14 protein-coding genes and 1 tRNA gene are annotated in these 14051 nt (G+C 65.8%); 7 read left to right on the forward strand and 8 right to left on the reverse strand.

All coding sequences use genetic code 11. The annotated features are described in order from the left end of the window. The first annotated feature begins 126 nt into the window (after positions 1-126). Positions 127-2214, forward strand: a complete 2088-nt coding sequence (locus tag ASE50_RS01160) for a prolyl oligopeptidase family serine peptidase (protein ID WP_235512080.1) — start codon at positions 127-129, stop codon at positions 2212-2214. Positions 2215-2530: 316 nt separating this feature from the next. Beyond that, positions 2531-4087, forward strand: a complete 1557-nt coding sequence (gene guaA / locus ASE50_RS01165) for a glutamine-hydrolyzing GMP synthase (RefSeq protein ID WP_056394575.1) — start codon at positions 2531-2533, stop codon at positions 4085-4087. A 94-nt stretch (positions 4088-4181) separates the two neighbouring features. Here guaA and epsC read toward each other — a convergent pair whose 3' ends face one another. From epsC to ASE50_RS01180, 3 genes are all read right to left on the reverse strand, one after another. After that, a complete protein-coding gene (epsC, locus tag ASE50_RS01170) occupies positions 4182-5102 on the reverse strand; it encodes a serine O-acetyltransferase EpsC (RefSeq protein ID WP_056394578.1) in 921 nt (306 codons plus the stop codon). Between the two features lie 110 nt (positions 5103-5212). Continuing rightward, a complete protein-coding gene (locus tag ASE50_RS01175; RefSeq protein WP_056394581.1) occupies positions 5213-5476 on the reverse strand; it encodes a hypothetical protein in 264 nt (87 codons plus the stop codon). 190 nt (positions 5477-5666) lie between these two features. Beyond that, positions 5667-5742, reverse strand: a tRNA-Ala gene (locus ASE50_RS01180). A gap of 249 nt (positions 5743-5991) precedes the next feature. Between ASE50_RS01180 and ASE50_RS01185 the strand changes: the two genes are divergently transcribed. Beyond that, a complete protein-coding gene (locus ASE50_RS01185; RefSeq protein WP_082438757.1) occupies positions 5992-7251 on the forward strand; it encodes a DUF2171 domain-containing protein in 1260 nt (419 codons plus the stop codon). A gap of 106 nt (positions 7252-7357) precedes the next feature. After that, complete coding sequence (locus ASE50_RS01190) at positions 7358-8347, forward strand: NADP-dependent oxidoreductase (protein WP_082438709.1); 990 nt, start codon at positions 7358-7360, stop codon at positions 8345-8347. A 322-nt stretch (positions 8348-8669) separates the two neighbouring features. Here the strand turns inward: ASE50_RS01190 and ASE50_RS01195 are convergent, their stop codons facing one another. The 4 genes from ASE50_RS01195 to ASE50_RS01210 all read right to left on the reverse strand — a co-directional run bounded on the left by ASE50_RS01195 (position 8670) and on the right by ASE50_RS01210 (position 10741). Beyond that, entirely contained in the window at positions 8670-8849 is a 180-nt protein-coding gene (locus tag ASE50_RS01195; RefSeq protein WP_055996041.1) for a hypothetical protein, read from the reverse strand. A gap of 100 nt (positions 8850-8949) precedes the next feature. Beyond that, the gene (locus ASE50_RS01200; protein ID WP_082438758.1) at positions 8950-9399 is read right to left on the reverse strand and encodes a YaiI/YqxD family protein; all 450 of its coding nucleotides are present in this window, start codon (positions 9397-9399) and stop codon (positions 8950-8952) included. Further along, positions 9399-9866: a GreA/GreB family elongation factor gene (locus ASE50_RS01205; protein WP_056394587.1), complete on the reverse strand. Its 468-nt coding sequence runs from the start codon at positions 9864-9866 to the stop codon at positions 9399-9401. The genes ASE50_RS01200 and ASE50_RS01205 overlap by 1 nt, the downstream gene beginning before the upstream one ends. After that, positions 9866-10741: a neutral zinc metallopeptidase gene (locus ASE50_RS01210; protein ID WP_056394590.1), complete on the reverse strand. Its 876-nt coding sequence runs from the start codon at positions 10739-10741 to the stop codon at positions 9866-9868. The genes ASE50_RS01205 and ASE50_RS01210 overlap by 1 nt, the downstream gene beginning before the upstream one ends. A 128-nt stretch (positions 10742-10869) precedes the next feature. Between ASE50_RS01210 and ASE50_RS01215 the strand changes: the two genes are divergently transcribed. Genes ASE50_RS01215 through ASE50_RS01225 form a run of 3 tightly spaced genes read left to right on the forward strand, consistent with a single transcriptional unit; the run spans position 10870 to position 13468 of the window. Then, positions 10870-12030 carry a patatin-like phospholipase family protein gene (locus ASE50_RS01215; protein ID WP_056394593.1) on the forward strand — a complete coding sequence of 387 codons (1161 nt, stop codon included), beginning with the start codon at positions 10870-10872 and terminating at the stop codon, positions 12028-12030. 3 nt (positions 12031-12033) lie between these two features. Further along, positions 12034-12819 (forward strand): 3-hydroxybutyrate dehydrogenase, encoded by a 786-nt coding sequence (locus tag ASE50_RS01220; protein WP_056394594.1) that lies wholly within the window; start codon positions 12034-12036, stop codon positions 12817-12819. Positions 12820-12826: 7 nt separating this feature from the next. Beyond that, positions 12827-13468 (forward strand): DUF4893 domain-containing protein, encoded by a 642-nt coding sequence (locus ASE50_RS01225; protein ID WP_056394597.1) that lies wholly within the window; start codon positions 12827-12829, stop codon positions 13466-13468. 60 nt (positions 13469-13528) lie between these two features. On the opposite strand, the gene ASE50_RS01230 is transcribed toward ASE50_RS01225, so the two are convergent. Beyond that, on the reverse strand, positions 13529-13993 hold the full coding sequence (locus ASE50_RS01230) for a hypothetical protein (protein ID WP_056394601.1): 465 nt from the start codon (positions 13991-13993) through the stop codon (positions 13529-13531). Positions 13994-14051 lie beyond the last annotated feature (58 nt).

The raw sequence follows: 14051 nt of genomic DNA on the forward strand, positions 1-14051 counted from the left end.
GGCGTTCCGCGGGGTTGCGTGGAGAGCGGCAGGGCCTATCGTGGTCGGTAACACCGGATACCGGTCCGGCCGCCTGTCCATGGAGCAACGATGTACCGCCATGCCCTTGTCGCGATTGCCTGCCTGATGACCAGCACGACCGCCCTTGCCCAGAGCATCGCCTATCCGCAGACCCGCACCGTCGATCAGGTCGACGAGCAGTTCGGGGTGAAGGTCGCCGATCCGTATCGCTGGCTCGAAAACGACGTCCGCAACGACCCCGAGGTCGCGGCATGGGTCGCGGCGCAGAACAAGGTCACCGACGCCTATCTGGCGACGCTGCCCGGCCGCGATATCTTCAAGCAGCGGCTGACGAAGCTGTTCGACTATGAACGCTTCGGCGTGCCGAACCGCGAAGGCGGCCGCTATTTCTACAGCCGCAATTCGGGGTTGCAGAATCAGTCGGTGCTGTATGTCCGCGACAGCGTGAACGGGCAGGGGCGGGTGCTGATCGACCCCAATGGCTGGTCGAAGGACGGCGCGACCGCGCTTGCGGAATGGGCCCCGTCGAAGGACGGCAAGCGGCTGCTCTATTCGATCCAGGACGGCGGCAGCGACTGGCGCAAGCTGCGCGTGCTCGACGTCGATACCGGCAAGACGCTCGACGACCAGATCGACTGGGTGAAATACGGCCTGACCGCGTCTTGGGTGAAGGACGGATCGGGCTTCTATTATGCCCGCTTCCCGACCCCGGAAAAGGGGCAGGAGTTTCAGAGTCAGAACCTGAACGCGCAGGTCTATTTCCACAAGCTCGGCACGCCGCAGACCGCCGACCGGCTGATCTATGAGCGGCCCGATCAGCCGCGCTACACCTTCTATCCCGGTATCACCGACGATGGCCGCTGGCTGATCATCTCGACCAGCGGTCCCGGCGACCATACCGAGATCGCGGTCCTCGACCTGACCAGGCCGAACGACAAGCCGCGCACCATCGTCAACACCGACAATGTCGACTGGTCGTCGATCGGGTCGAAGGACAGCACCCTGTACCTGACCACGACGCAGGGCGCGCCGCGCCTGCGCATCGTCACGCTCGACATGGCCGCCGCGAACCCGACGCCGAAGGAAGTGGTGGCCGAGGACAAGGCGGTGCTGAACGGCGCGTCGCTGGTCGGCGGGCGGATCATGGCCGCTTATCTGGTCGATGCGAAGACCGAGGTGAAGCGCTTCACCCTTGACGGCAAGCCCGATGGCAGCATTGCGCTGCCCGGCATCGGCACGGTCGGCGGCGTCGGCGGTGAACTCGACAACAACGAAGGCTTCTTCGCCTTTTCGAGCTTCGCGACGCCGACGACGATCTATCGCTACGACGTCGCGACCCGCGCGGTGACCCCCTGGGCTAGCCCGAAGGTCGCGTTCGATCCCGCGCAGTACGACGTCCGCCAACGCTTCTACGCATCGAAGGACGGGACGAAGGTTCCGATGTTCATCGTCAAGCGCAAGGACGTAAAGGGCCCGGCACCGACGCTGCTCTATGCCTATGGCGGGTTCAACGTGCCGATCCTGCCGGGCTTCTCCGCCGGGCGTATCGCGTGGCTGGAACAGGGCGGGGTGCTCGCCGTCGCCAATATTCGCGGCGGCAGCGAATATGGCAAGGAATGGCATGACGGCGGCAAGCTGCTGAACAAGCAGAACGTCTTCGACGATTTCATCGGTGCCGGTGAGGATCTGATCGCGCAAGGGATCACGTCGAAGGGGCAGCTGGCGATCCAGGGCGGATCGAATGGCGGCCTGCTGGTCGGTGCCGTCGTCAACCAGCGGCCCGATCTGTTCGCGGCGGCGCTGCCGGCGGTCGGCGTGATGGACATGCTGCGCTTCGACCGCTTCACCGCCGGGCGCTACTGGGTCGACGATTACGGCGTGCCCGCCAGGGAAGCCGATTTCCGCAACCTGCTTGGCTATTCGCCCTATCACAATGTGAAGGCGGGCGTGACCTATCCGGCGATCCTCGCGACCACCGCCGACACCGACGACCGCGTGGTACCCGGCCATACCTTCAAATACACCGCGATGATCCAGTCGAAGGACATCGGCCCGAAGCCGCATCTGGTCCGCATCGAAACCCGCGCCGGCCACGGCTCGGGCAAGCCGACCGACAAGGTGATCGAGGAGACCGCCGATCTGTGGGCGTTCATCGCCAAATGGACGGGCATGCAGGTGAAGCCGATCGGGTAGGGGAAGGCTTGTTTTCACGCGAAGGCGCGAAGGGAAGAAGGGTTGGTTCGCGCAGAGGCGCGGAGGCGCAGAGGAGCCCGATCCGGGCGATCGATCTGCGATCGGGAGAGGCTTCCGCCCGTTGCGACGGCGTTGAAGGCCGCTGGTGCGGCCGAGCGATCCGCCCCGGGCGCAACCCCTCTGCGCCTCCGCGCCTCTGCGCGAAAACCCTCTCCTTCTTCTCTCCGCGTCTTCGCGTGAACCCGACCCCATTCTTCACCCCAGGCACGAGCCCCAAAGGGCTGGCACACCCCCGAAGCTCTGCTATCGGGTGCGGATGAACGAGACCCCCGACTCCATCCTGATCGTCGACTTCGGCAGCCAGGTGACGCAGCTGATCGCGCGTCGCGTGCGCGAGGCCGGCGTCTATTCCGAAATCGCTCCGTTCCAGAAGGCCGGCGAAGCGTTCGAACGGATGCAGCCGAAGGGCGTGATCCTGTCGGGCGGTCCCGCATCGGTCTGCGACGACGGCAGCCCGCGTGCGCCGCAGGCGATCTTCGATTCGGGCGTGCCGGTGTTCGGCATCTGCTACGGCCAGCAGGTCATGACCGAACAGCTGGGCGGCAAGGTCGAGAAGGGCCATTCGGGCGAGTTCGGCGAGGCCTATGTCGAAGTGGCCGAGACCTGCGGCCTGTTCGACGGCCTCTGGGCCACGGGCGAGCGGCATCAGGTGTGGATGAGCCATGGCGACAAGGTCGCGGCGATCGCGCCCGGTTTCCACGTCGTCGCGACCAGCCCCGGCGCGCCGTTCGCGATCATCGCCGACGACGCCCGGCGCTATTATGGCGTGCAGTTTCACCCGGAGGTATTCCACACGCCCGATGGCGCGAAGCTGATCGCCAATTTCGCGCGCCATGTCTGCGGGCTGTCGGGCGACTGGACGATGGCCGAGTTCCGCGACCTCAAAATCACCGAAATCCGCGAACAGGTCGGTTCGGCCAAGGTCATTTGCGGCCTGTCGGGCGGCGTCGACAGCTCGGTCGCCGCGCTGCTGTTGCATGAGGCGATCGGCGACCAACTCACCTGCGTGTTCGTCGACGGCGGGATCCTCCGCGCGGGCGAGGCCGAACAGGTCGTCAGCCTCTTCCGCGGCCATTACAACATCCCGCTGGTCCATGTGGATGCGCAGGACCTGTTCATGGACGGTCTGGCCGGCGTCACCGATCCGGAGGCCAAGCGCAAGTTCATCGGCAAGACGTTCATCGACGTGTTCGAGGCCGAAGCGAACAAGCTCGGCGGCGCGCAGTTCCTCGCACAGGGAACGCTCTACCCCGACGTGATCGAAAGCGTCAGCTTTACCGGCGGCCCGTCGGTGACGATCAAGAGCCACCACAATGTCGGCGGCCTGCCCGAGCGCATGAACATGGCGCTGGTCGAGCCGTTGCGCGAACTGTTCAAGGACGAGGTCCGCGCGCTGGGTCGCGAACTGGGCCTGCCCGACATCTTCGTCGGCCGCCACCCGTTCCCCGGACCCGGCCTCGCCATCCGTATTCCGGGTGAAGTGACGCGTGAACGCTGCGACATTCTGCGCAAGGCCGATGCGATCTATCTCGAGGAGATCCGCAAGGCCGGGCTGTACGACACGATCTGGCAGGCGTTCGCAGTGCTGCTGCCGGTGCGCAGCGTCGGGGTGATGGGCGACGGCCGGACCTATGACAATGTGCTCGCCCTGCGCGCGGTGACCTCGACCGACGGCATGACCGCGCAGGCGTTCCAGTTCCCCGGCGACTTTCTGCCGCGCGTGGCGACCCGCATTATCAACGAGGTGAAGGGCATCAACCGCGTCACCTACGACTATACCAGCAAGCCGCCCGGCACGATCGAGTGGGAATGATCCGGACTCAAATCGTCCGGGGGACGATTTGTGCCGGATCATTCGCCCCGCGATAGCGGGGTGTCGGAGCTAGGCAAGGAGGTCAGGTCGGTCCTCAAACCCCTGCCGGCACCGCCTCCGGCTGCATGATGACGCTGTTCGCCGCCACGTCCTGCAACAGCCAGACATTGCCACCGATCACCGCCCGGTCACCGATCGTGACCCGGCCAAGGATCGTCGCTCCGGCATAGATCACGACATCGTCCCCCACGATCGGATGCCGTACCACGCGCTGCGCGAACGGACCACTGCCGGAACGGGGTTGCGATCGATGCGGGGTTCGCGCGCCGAGTGTGACATGCTGGTACAGCCGCACCCGCGCGCCGATGACGGCGGTTTCGCCGATCACCACGCCGGTGCCATGATCGATGAAGAAGCCGGGACCGATCGTCGCACCGGGATGAATGTCGATGCCGGTACGTTCGTTGGCGATCTCCGACACGATCCGCGCGACGATCGGCACGCCCAGTGAATCGAGTTCGTGCGCCAGGCGATGGTGCAGGATCGCGACCGCGCCGGGATAGCAGATCAGGATTTCATCGACGCTGCGTGCCGCCGGATCGCCGCGGAAGATCGCGGCGACGTCGGTATCGATCAGCGCCCGCACGCGCGACAGCGTGCCGGCGAACAGCCGCAATATCTCCGCCGGCCGTTCGGGCGCGAAGTCGATCGCCGAAACATCCTGCCAATAGGCGAATTCGGCGCGGATCGCGTCGTCGAGCAACGCAAAGGCGGCGTCGAGTCGCTCGGCAACGAACCGGTCTTCCCCGGTCGCGTCGCCCGCAAAGCCGCCGATCCGGCCGGGGAACAGGGCGTGCGACAGATACTCGACCGACTGTGTCAGCATGGTTCGCGACGGAAAGATCGCCGGTTGCTGCCGGCTCGGTTGCGCCCGCCGCCATGCCATGCGCGCGGTCGACAGCGCACGGGTGGCGTGGTCAATGATCTGGCGGCGGTCTTCGTCGGGCTGGGACATGCGGATCGCTTCGAAACAAAAAAGGTCGGGCGGTTTGACGACGCCCGACCAAGGTTACGCTTAGGGAGCTACCAAAGCGTCGCGGACACCACGCCGAAGCGCGGCGAAACTCAAAGGCCGGTGGCGTTGCCGGTCGTGGTCGGCGTCGGATCGACGACCGTCGCGTTCAGTGCCGGGTCGGTCGCAAGCGTGGTGTCGTTCGACACGATGGCCGCGTTGCCGACCGCAATATCGTTCGCCAGCGGTTCGTCGACCGACGTCAGGTTCGTTTCGATCGATGCGTTGGCGTCGATGCTGTTGGCCGGTTCGTTACCCGAACACCCGCCAAGCCCGACCAGCGCGATTGCCGCCAGCGGTGCGATGAATTTCGTCAAACCCGATCTCCCTGTTCGCCGCCGCCGAGGCGGCCGTTACAGCGGCCATAGTAGGGAGCGACGCTAGGGAGACTATAATCCCATTACTTTAGTAGGGTAATGCCGGGCTATCAATCGGCATGTCGGAACATGCAGGCCACCAAGGGGGAAGCCGTCGTTCGAAGATAGCTGTGATGTAAGCCGAGCGGGGTGGTGGAGCTGAGGGGAATCGAACCCCTGACCTCTGCAGTGCGATTGCAGCGCTCTCCCATCTGAGCTACAGCCCCGCCCCTCATCCGGCCATGCCGGGGCCGTTTCTGTAGCGGGCGGTTTTGGCGGATGCAACGGGTCTCGCGCGGTCGCCGCGACAAAATCCGACCGCCCGTTCGCATTGCGATCGATCGCTCGCGCGGCGCTCTTCGTCGCGGCCCATTATCCCGATTGGAACCAACCGCAGGGTCGGCGCTTGTTCGCATACGACATGGCAGCCCGCGCTGCTGCGCCGCGATAACATGAAACATCTGCAGGAGATTTCCATGGGTTATGATCGCTATCCGCGCAACGAAGACTCATCGTGGAACGACCGGTCGGGCGACGACGGACGCTGGCGCGACCGCGACGATCGTTCGCGCAACAGCTATGGTGGTTCGCAGGGTTATGGCAGCGCACAGGGCTCGCGCGGCTATGGCGAGCAAAATTATGGCGGATCGTCGTCGCAGCGCGACGACCGCGACGGCGGGCGCGGTCGGGACTATTACGGCAGTTCGTCGGGCAGCCGTCCCTCGGGTTCGGCCTATGGTGCCGACCGGAACCGTGGCTATGCCAGCCGCGACTTCGACCATAATGACCGCGGGTCCAGCAGCTATGCATCGCAGGGTGACCACTATCAGGGCGGCTATGGCAATGACGGAAACCGCTACGGTACCGACAACCGTTATGGCGAACGGAACCGCGGCGACAACCGCTACGGCGCGGACCGCAACCAAGATCGCAATCGCAGCGATCGGGACTATGATGCCGAAGACCGCGGCTTCCTTGCACGGGCCGGCGACGAAGTCCGGTCGTGGTTCGGCGACGAAGACGCAGAACGTCGGCGCGAGCGCGACCAGCGCTATGACGAGCAGATGTCGCGCTATGACGACCGACACAGCGACCATGCCTATCGCTCGTGGCGCGACACGCAGGTCAGCGCCTTCGACCGCGACTATGACGAATATCGCCAGGAAAACGCGACCCGCTTCCAGAACGAATTTACCGCGTTCCGGACCGAGCGCCAAACGCAGCGCGACAGCCTGACCCGGGTTACCGAGCATATGGAAGTGCTCGGCTCCGATGGCGAGCATGTCGGCGTCGTCGACAAGGTGCGCGGCGATCGTATCATCCTGACCAAGAGCGACGCCGACGCGGGTGGCCATCATCACTCGATCCCGTCGCGCTGGGTCGAATCGATCGATGACAAGGTGAAGCTGCGCAAGACCGCCAGCGAAGCCAAGAAGGCATGGCGCGACGAGGAAGAGCAGCAGGCAATGTTCGGCGGCCAGTCGTCGCAGCAGCGCGGCTATGGCAATGACCGCTTCGGCAACGACCGCAACACCGACAACAACCGCACGACCGGCCAATATGGCAGCGGGTCGACCGCGACCACCGGTCAGGCGCTCGGTTCGGGCACGTCGACCACGGCCGGCACCGGCATCGGTGGCACGACCGATACCGGCACGACCGGCCCCGGCACGTCCGCTACGTCGTCGAGCGACAGTGAAACGAACCTCAATCGCAGCTTCCCCGGAACCTACTGATCGGTTCGCAGCGGCGACAGGCGAAGGGGGTCGGGAAACCGGCCCCCTTTGTTTTGGGCGTGCTGCACCTTACGTAGCGGATCGAAACTGATATGGAGACGTGAGCATGGCGAAGGCTTGGCATCTGGTGCGACGGCCGAACGGAATGCCGGTAGCGGAGGATTTCGCACTGCGCGACCTGCCGACGCGCGAACTGGCGGACGGAGAGGTGCGCGTCGCCAATCGCTGGCTGTCGGTCGATCCCTATATGCGCGGGCGGATGAACGACGGGAAAAGCTATGTGCCGCCCTTTGCGCTGGATGCGCCGATGGACGGGGGCGCGGTCGGTAAGGTGATCGAGAGCCGTGCGGCGGAGTTGCCGGTCGGTACGCGGGTCCAGCACATGGCGGGATGGCGGGACGAGGCGATCGTCGCGGCCAAGGGTGTGCAGAAGCTGCCCGACCTCGGCATTCCCGATCAGGCGTTTCTGGGCGCGCTCGGCATGCCCGGCATGACCGCATGGTTCGGGCTGCTGGCGGTTGCGGAGGCCAAGGCCGGCGACACGGTGTTCGTCTCGGCGGCGGCCGGTGCGGTCGGATCGACCGTGGTGCAGATCGCCAAGGCGAAGGGCATGACCGTCATCGGTTCGGCCGGCGGTACCGACAAGACCGACTGGGTCCGCTCGCTCGGGGCCGACCACGTCCTCGATTACAAGGGCGACGTCCCGCTGGTGAAGGCGCTGGGCGCTGCCGCACCGGACGGTATCGACGTCTATTTCGACAATGTCGGCGGCGACCATCTCGACGCGGCGCTGGCCCATGCGAAGCAGGGCGCACGCTTCGCGATCTGCGGCATGATCGACGGCTATAACGCGTCGCAGCCGACCAGCCTGCGCTATCTAATGCGCGTGATCGCCGCGCGTATCCGCGTGCAGGGCTTCATCGTCAGCGATTTTCTGAACCGCATCGGCGAATTCCATCAGGGAATGGGCGAGATCGTCGCGAGCGGCAAGTTCCAGCGCGAAGAGACGGTGGTCGACGGGTTGGAAGCGACGCCCGACGCGTTCCTTGGCCTGTTCAGTGGCAAGAACAAGGGCAAGATGCTGGTTAAGCTATAAATTCTTCCCCGCTTTGCGGGGAGGGGGACCGCCGCGAAACGGTGGTGGAGGGGGTCCGCCTTGGCACGCAACGGTTCCGTATGCGGACACCCTCTTCCACCAGCCTGCGGCCGATCCTCCTTCGTACCGGGAGGATCTAGGCGGGATCGACATTCGGTTCGCTGGACGCGGGAGTAGCGGTCGATCCCCGTTCGTCACTCCCGCGCAGGCGGGAGTCCATATACGCCAGCGTCGCGGATCGAGCCGAACCGTCGGTGTGTATGGATTCCCGCCTGCGCGGGAATGACGAAATTCCGCGATTATCGGCGAATTTCGATCGGTCCTAATGCAGCTTGGTGATCTTCAACCCGTCTTCCTTCGCGCGCTGCTTGATCGATTCCTCGCTGCGCGTCAGCGCCTTGGCGAGCGCCTTCAACGCCATGCCCTTGCCGGCAAGCTGGTGAAGCTTCTGGATTTCATCGGGTCGCCAGGGCTGGCGATGACGTTCGAATTTTTCGGCCATGGCGTTGCTCCTACGAGTCCGTTTGAAAATGCGCCGTGGCGCATTTTGCGGGCCGGCACCGCCTGCGAAACTCGCTCTATCGCGAGTTTTCAAACAGCCTCTAACGACCCCGCGCCAGCCGGACCAGCGCGGCGTCAAGCGATTGCAGGAAGCGCGATCGATCGGTCTTGCCGAACGGCGGCGGCCCGCCCAGTTGCTCGCCGCCCGCGCGCAGGTCAGCCATGATCGCCCGCGTCGCGATCGCGCCGCCGATCGACGCGCCGGTGAACGGCTTGCCGTTGGGCGCGATGACCGTGGCTCCGGCCTTCAGACAGCGATCGGCGAGCAGGATGTCGGCCGTCACCACGACGCAGTTCCTGTCGGCCGCCTCGGCGATCCAGTCGTCGGCGGCGTCGAACCCGTCCGATACCACCACCCGTTCGACCCATGGCACCAACGGCACGCGCAACTGGCTGTTGCTGACGATCGCCACGCGTGCGCCGAGCCGCTCGGCGACGCGGTACACCTCGTCCTTGACCGGACAGGCATCGGCGTCGACCAGAATACGGATCACGGTTCGATCGGGCCCGTCTCGATCACCTCGATCGCATCGCTCCGCCCGCCGAAATCGGCCGTTTCGCCGGCCATCAGCCCGGTGAGCGCGACGGCGAGCGGCGCGGTGAACGGGATACGCCCCGCCGCCGGATCGGCTTCGTCGCTGCCGACGAGTTCGATCGTCTTGCGCTGCCCGTTCAACCGATAGGTCACCCGCGATCCGAACGCGACCTCATCCTCGGGGATCGGCGCGATCTCGGCCGTCGAATGCCGCGTCCGCCAATAGCGCAAATCGCGCTTGATCGCCGTCGTCCGCTCGGCATCGCCATCGGCCCCCGCCAGTTCGGCCTCCAGCCGTTCGACCTGATTGGCGATCGCCTGCAACCCGCGCCGCGTCACCAGATTGGGGCCGGGCGGCAACGGCAGTTCGAAGCGCGGCTCCTTATGTTCGTCGTCATCCTCCCGCCGGAACGCAACGCTCATCAGATCGCACCCGAAAAGGTGTCGCACTGCGCGGGATCGCCGCTCTGCAGCCCACGCTGCAACCACTTCATCCGCTGCGCCGACGTGCCATGGGTGAAGGTCTCAGGGGATGCACTGTTGCCTTGCAGCGTGTCGTCGCCGATCGCCTGGGCAGCGCGCAGCCCTTCTTCGATATCACCCGGTTCTAGGCGGTTGCGGTTTCGTGCCGCCCAGACGCCGGCATAGCAATCGGCCTGCAACTCCAGCCGTACCGACTGGGCGTTGCCCTGCGCCTTTGGCAGCGTCTGCTGGGCACGGCTGACGGTCTCGGCTTGTCCGGTCAGGTTCTGGATATGATGGCCGACCTCATGCGCGATGACATAGGCCTGCGCGAAGTCGCCCGCCGCGCCGAACCGTTGCGACAACTCCCGGAAGAAGCTGGTGTCGAGGTATACGCCACGATCCGGCGGGCAATAGAAGGGACCCATTGCCGACTGCGCCGCGCCGCATCCCGACTGCGCGCCCTGCTGGTAGAAGCGCATCGTCGGCAGGGGGTATTGTTGCGCCTGTTCGCGGAAAATCGCCGTCCACGTCTGGTTGGTCGATTGCAGGACGCGGCAGGCGAACAGCTCTTCGGCCGTGTCGCACGGAACATTGCCTTGCTGCGAACCCTGTTGCGTCGTCGGGGCCTGCCCGCCGGTCAGCAGGCCACCGCCACCCGAGAACATGAGGAATGCGATGGCGACGACGGCAAGAATGCCGATCGTCCCGCAGCCGAGCCCACGTCCCAGCAACAATGGCAGCAAACCCAGCAGGTTGAAACCGCCGCCGCCGCCGCCACCACCCCGGCCGAGATCCTCTACATTGCTGGCGGGATCGAGATCGTCGAGGCGCATGGGCGGCGGTCCGTTCGTTAAAGGTCCGTACTGAAATGCGCGAAACGGCACCTGCGTTGCAACCGCCGTCCACGAAATCGGTTGTAGGGGCGTTACAACCGATTCGTATAACCCACAAAGTGTCCCCGATGGCCGAAGCCGATCCCCGCCTGCGCCGACAATCCCCGCCCGGCCTGCCGCTCCCCGACTGCGTCGCGCTGGTGCTGCAGGGCGGTGGCGCGCTCGGAAGCTATCAGGCGGGGGTGATCGAGCGGCTGGACGAGACCGGGATCGAGGTCGACTGGGTCGCCGGGATTTCGATCGGTGCGATCAACGCCGCGATCTTTGCCGGCAACCCGCCCGAACATCGCGTCGCGCGGCTGCGCGATTTCTGGACGCAGGCGGCGGGCGTGCTGCCATGGTTCCCGATCCTGCCCGACGACCGGGTGCGCGAATGGGTGCATGAATGGTCGGCGGGCGTGGTGCTGGCGACCGGCGTACCCGGCTTCTTCCGCCCGCGCGGGCTGCCCCCGCAATTCGCCGCCCCCGGCACGTCCGCCGCGCTCAGCTATTATGATACGACGCCGTTACGTGAAACGCTCGACCGGCTGGTCGACTGGGATCGGGTCAATGACGGACCGGTGCGGCTGTCGATCGGGGCGGTCGATATCGAAAGCGGCAACTTCGTCTATTTCGACAGCGCGCGCGAACGGCTGGATGCGCGGCATGTCATGGCGTCGGGCGCGTTGCCGCCGGGCCTGCCGCCGGTCGAGATCGACGGGCGCTGGTATTGGGACGGCGGGCTGGTATCCAACACCCCGCTGACCCACATTCTGGACCATCAGCGCGACCCGATGCTGGTGTTTCAGGTCGATCTGTTTCCTGCCGAAGCACTCTTGCCGCGCACGATCGGCGATGTCGTCGCCCGGGAAAAGGAAATCCGTTTTTCCAGCCGGACGCGACAGGTGACCGCCGACCGGCTGCGCCTGCGGCAGGAGCGCGAACTGATCCGGCGCATGGCCGCCAAGCTGCCGGTCGAACTGCGCGACGATGCCGATGTCCGCGCGCTCGAGGCGATGGCCGACGAACACCCCTTGAGCCTCGTCCACCTGATCTATCGCGCCAATCGGTGGGAAGGCGGGGCGCGCGACTTCGAATTTTCGGCACGCGCGATGGAGGAACATTGGGCGGCGGGCAGGGCGGCGATCGCCGACACGCTCGCCAATGCCCGCGTCGTCGCCGAAAACATCCTCGACGGTCGGACCGCCGCGTTCGACCTCACCCCGCATCCTCATCAACGCCAAGGATAATCCATGTTCCTGAAGGGCAAGACCGCGATCGTCACCGGCTCCACCTCCGGCATCGGCCTCGCCTATGCGAAGGCATTTGCCGCGGCGGGCGCGACCGTCGTCATCAACGGCTTCGGCGACGAGGACAAGATCGAGGCCGAACGCGCCGGACTGGCGCAGGCAAGCGGTGCCGAGGCGCGCTATGACAAAGCCGACATGACCAAGCCGGACCAGATCGCGGCGATGGTCGACAAGGCGGCGGCGGAGTTCGGATCGGTCGACATCGTCGTCAACAATGCCGGTATCCAGCACGTCGCGAAGATCGAAGAGTTTCCGATCGACAAATGGGACGCGATCCTCGCGATCAACCTGTCATCGGCCTTCCACATGATCCGGGCCGCCGTGCCCCATATGAAGAAGGGCGGATGGGGCCGGATCATCAACACCGCGTCGGCGCACAGCCTGGTCGCCAGCCCCAACAAGTCGGCCTATGTCACCGCCAAACACGGGCTGGCCGGGCTGACCAAGACCGTCGCGCTGGAAGTCGCGACCTTCGGCATCACTGCCAACTGCATCTCGCCCGGCTATGTCTGGACCCCGCTGGTCGAACAACAAATTCCCGATACCATGGCCTCGCGCGGCCTGACCCGCGAACAGGTGATGAACGACGTGCTGCTGGCGGCACAGCCGACCAAGGAGTTCGTCACGTCCGAACAGGTGGCAAGCCTGGCGCTCTATCTGTGCCGGGACGAGGCGAAGGCGATCACCGGTACCAACCTGTCGATCGACGGCGGCTGGACCGCGGCATGATCGCGGCATGAAGCGGAGCGCGTGCATCGCCGGGCTGATGCTCGGCCTGTCGACCGGCGGTTGTGGCGGCGGGGCAGGGGCGGCATCGGCCGGCACCGCCCCGTCGGAGCGTCCAGCCGCCGGCGACGACTGGCGGCGCGTGGGGACGCCGGCCGATCGCGATCGGCTGCGGCGGTGGCGCGAGGCGTGGATGGCAGCCTTGCCGCGCGCCCGTGCGGCCGATCCGGCGGCGATCGCCGAGCAGGGCGCGTTGTTTCAGCCCGACCTGGCGCTGACCGGCACGGCCCCGTCCGGACGCTATCGTTGCCGGGTGTTCAAACTGGGCGCGGCGGGCAGCGCGATGCGCGATTTTACCGCCTATCCGCCGTTCGACTGCCGGATCGCCGACGAAGGGCGGGTGCGTAGTTTCTACAAGGAAACCGGTTCGCAGCGCCCGGTCGGGCTGTTGTTCGCCGATGGCGACCGGACGATCTTCCTCGGCACGCTGTCGCTCGGCGACGAACGGGCGGCGCTGCAATATGGGCAGGACCGCGACCGCGACATGGCGGGCGTGCTGGAACGCATCGGCGAAGGGCGCTGGCGGCTGGTGCTGCCCTATCCGCGGTTCGAATCGCTGCTGGACGTGATCGAACTGGTGCCGGCGGACTGATTCTCCCGACGCACGCTGTTCGTCATTCCCGTCCGCGCGGGAATGACGAACACGACTGCACTACGCCGGCAGCGTCCGCCGCACCGTCTCGTAGCAATCGTCGATATGCGAATTGCCGACCAGCTTCATCGCCCCGAAACTGATGCCCGCCGCCGCGATCTGCCCGGCGAACGGCACGAACCGCAACAACGACTTGCTGGCATAGCGCGCCCCGACCCGGCGGATCAGCATCGTCACCACCCGCCGCGTGATCGACCGGCCGATGACGCCGTTGCCCAGATTGGCGGCGATCAACAGCACCTGCTTGGCCCGATCGGGTTCGAGCGCCTGAACCTGTTTCTCGCTCAGCCCGAACCGGTCGCTGATGTCGGGCAGCAATTTCGTCAGGATATTGGCGTCGACGATCAGGTCCGCGCCGGGCACCGGCACCGCCGAAGCGCCCGCCGATACCAGCGCCCGCTTGGTCACCAGCTTGCGCGCATCGTCACGGACGCGGTCGAGTTCGGCGATGGTCGTGATGTGCATGCTGGCTCCGTATCGTTTCGTTGCCGCATCAACGCCGTTCTTGCCAAGCGGCTCCCGA

Origin of the sequence: Sphingomonas sp. Leaf5 (genome assembly GCF_001421155.1) — a bacterium.
In the GTDB taxonomy this organism is placed as follows: domain Bacteria; phylum Pseudomonadota; class Alphaproteobacteria; order Sphingomonadales; family Sphingomonadaceae; genus Sphingomonas.

What these genes read in the sequence shown, in the direction of transcription:
- ASE50_RS01160 (WP_235512080.1), top strand. Translation starts at nt 127, where the DNA reads ATGACCAGCACGACCGCCCTTGCCCAGAGCATCGCCTATCCGCAGACC.
- guaA (WP_056394575.1), top strand. Translation starts at nt 2,531, where the DNA reads ATGAACGAGACCCCCGACTCCATCCTGATCGTCGACTTCGGCAGCCAG.
- epsC (WP_056394578.1), bottom strand. Translation starts at nt 5,102, where the DNA reads ATGTCCCAGCCCGACGAAGACCGCCGCCAGATCATTGACCACGCCACC.
- ASE50_RS01185 (WP_082438757.1), top strand. Translation starts at nt 5,992, where the DNA reads ATGGGTTATGATCGCTATCCGCGCAACGAAGACTCATCGTGGAACGAC.
- ASE50_RS01190 (WP_082438709.1), top strand. Translation starts at nt 7,358, where the DNA reads ATGGCGAAGGCTTGGCATCTGGTGCGACGGCCGAACGGAATGCCGGTA.
- ASE50_RS01195 (WP_055996041.1), bottom strand. Translation starts at nt 8,849, where the DNA reads ATGGCCGAAAAATTCGAACGTCATCGCCAGCCCTGGCGACCCGATGAA.
- ASE50_RS01205 (WP_056394587.1), bottom strand. Translation starts at nt 9,866, where the DNA reads ATGAGCGTTGCGTTCCGGCGGGAGGATGACGACGAACATAAGGAGCCG.
- ASE50_RS01210 (WP_056394590.1), bottom strand. Translation starts at nt 10,741, where the DNA reads ATGCGCCTCGACGATCTCGATCCCGCCAGCAATGTAGAGGATCTCGGC.
- ASE50_RS01215 (WP_056394593.1), top strand. Translation starts at nt 10,870, where the DNA reads ATGGCCGAAGCCGATCCCCGCCTGCGCCGACAATCCCCGCCCGGCCTG.
- ASE50_RS01220 (WP_056394594.1), top strand. Translation starts at nt 12,034, where the DNA reads ATGTTCCTGAAGGGCAAGACCGCGATCGTCACCGGCTCCACCTCCGGC.
- ASE50_RS01225 (WP_056394597.1), top strand. Translation starts at nt 12,827, where the DNA reads ATGAAGCGGAGCGCGTGCATCGCCGGGCTGATGCTCGGCCTGTCGACC.
- ASE50_RS01230 (WP_056394601.1), bottom strand. Translation starts at nt 13,993, where the DNA reads ATGCACATCACGACCATCGCCGAACTCGACCGCGTCCGTGACGATGCG.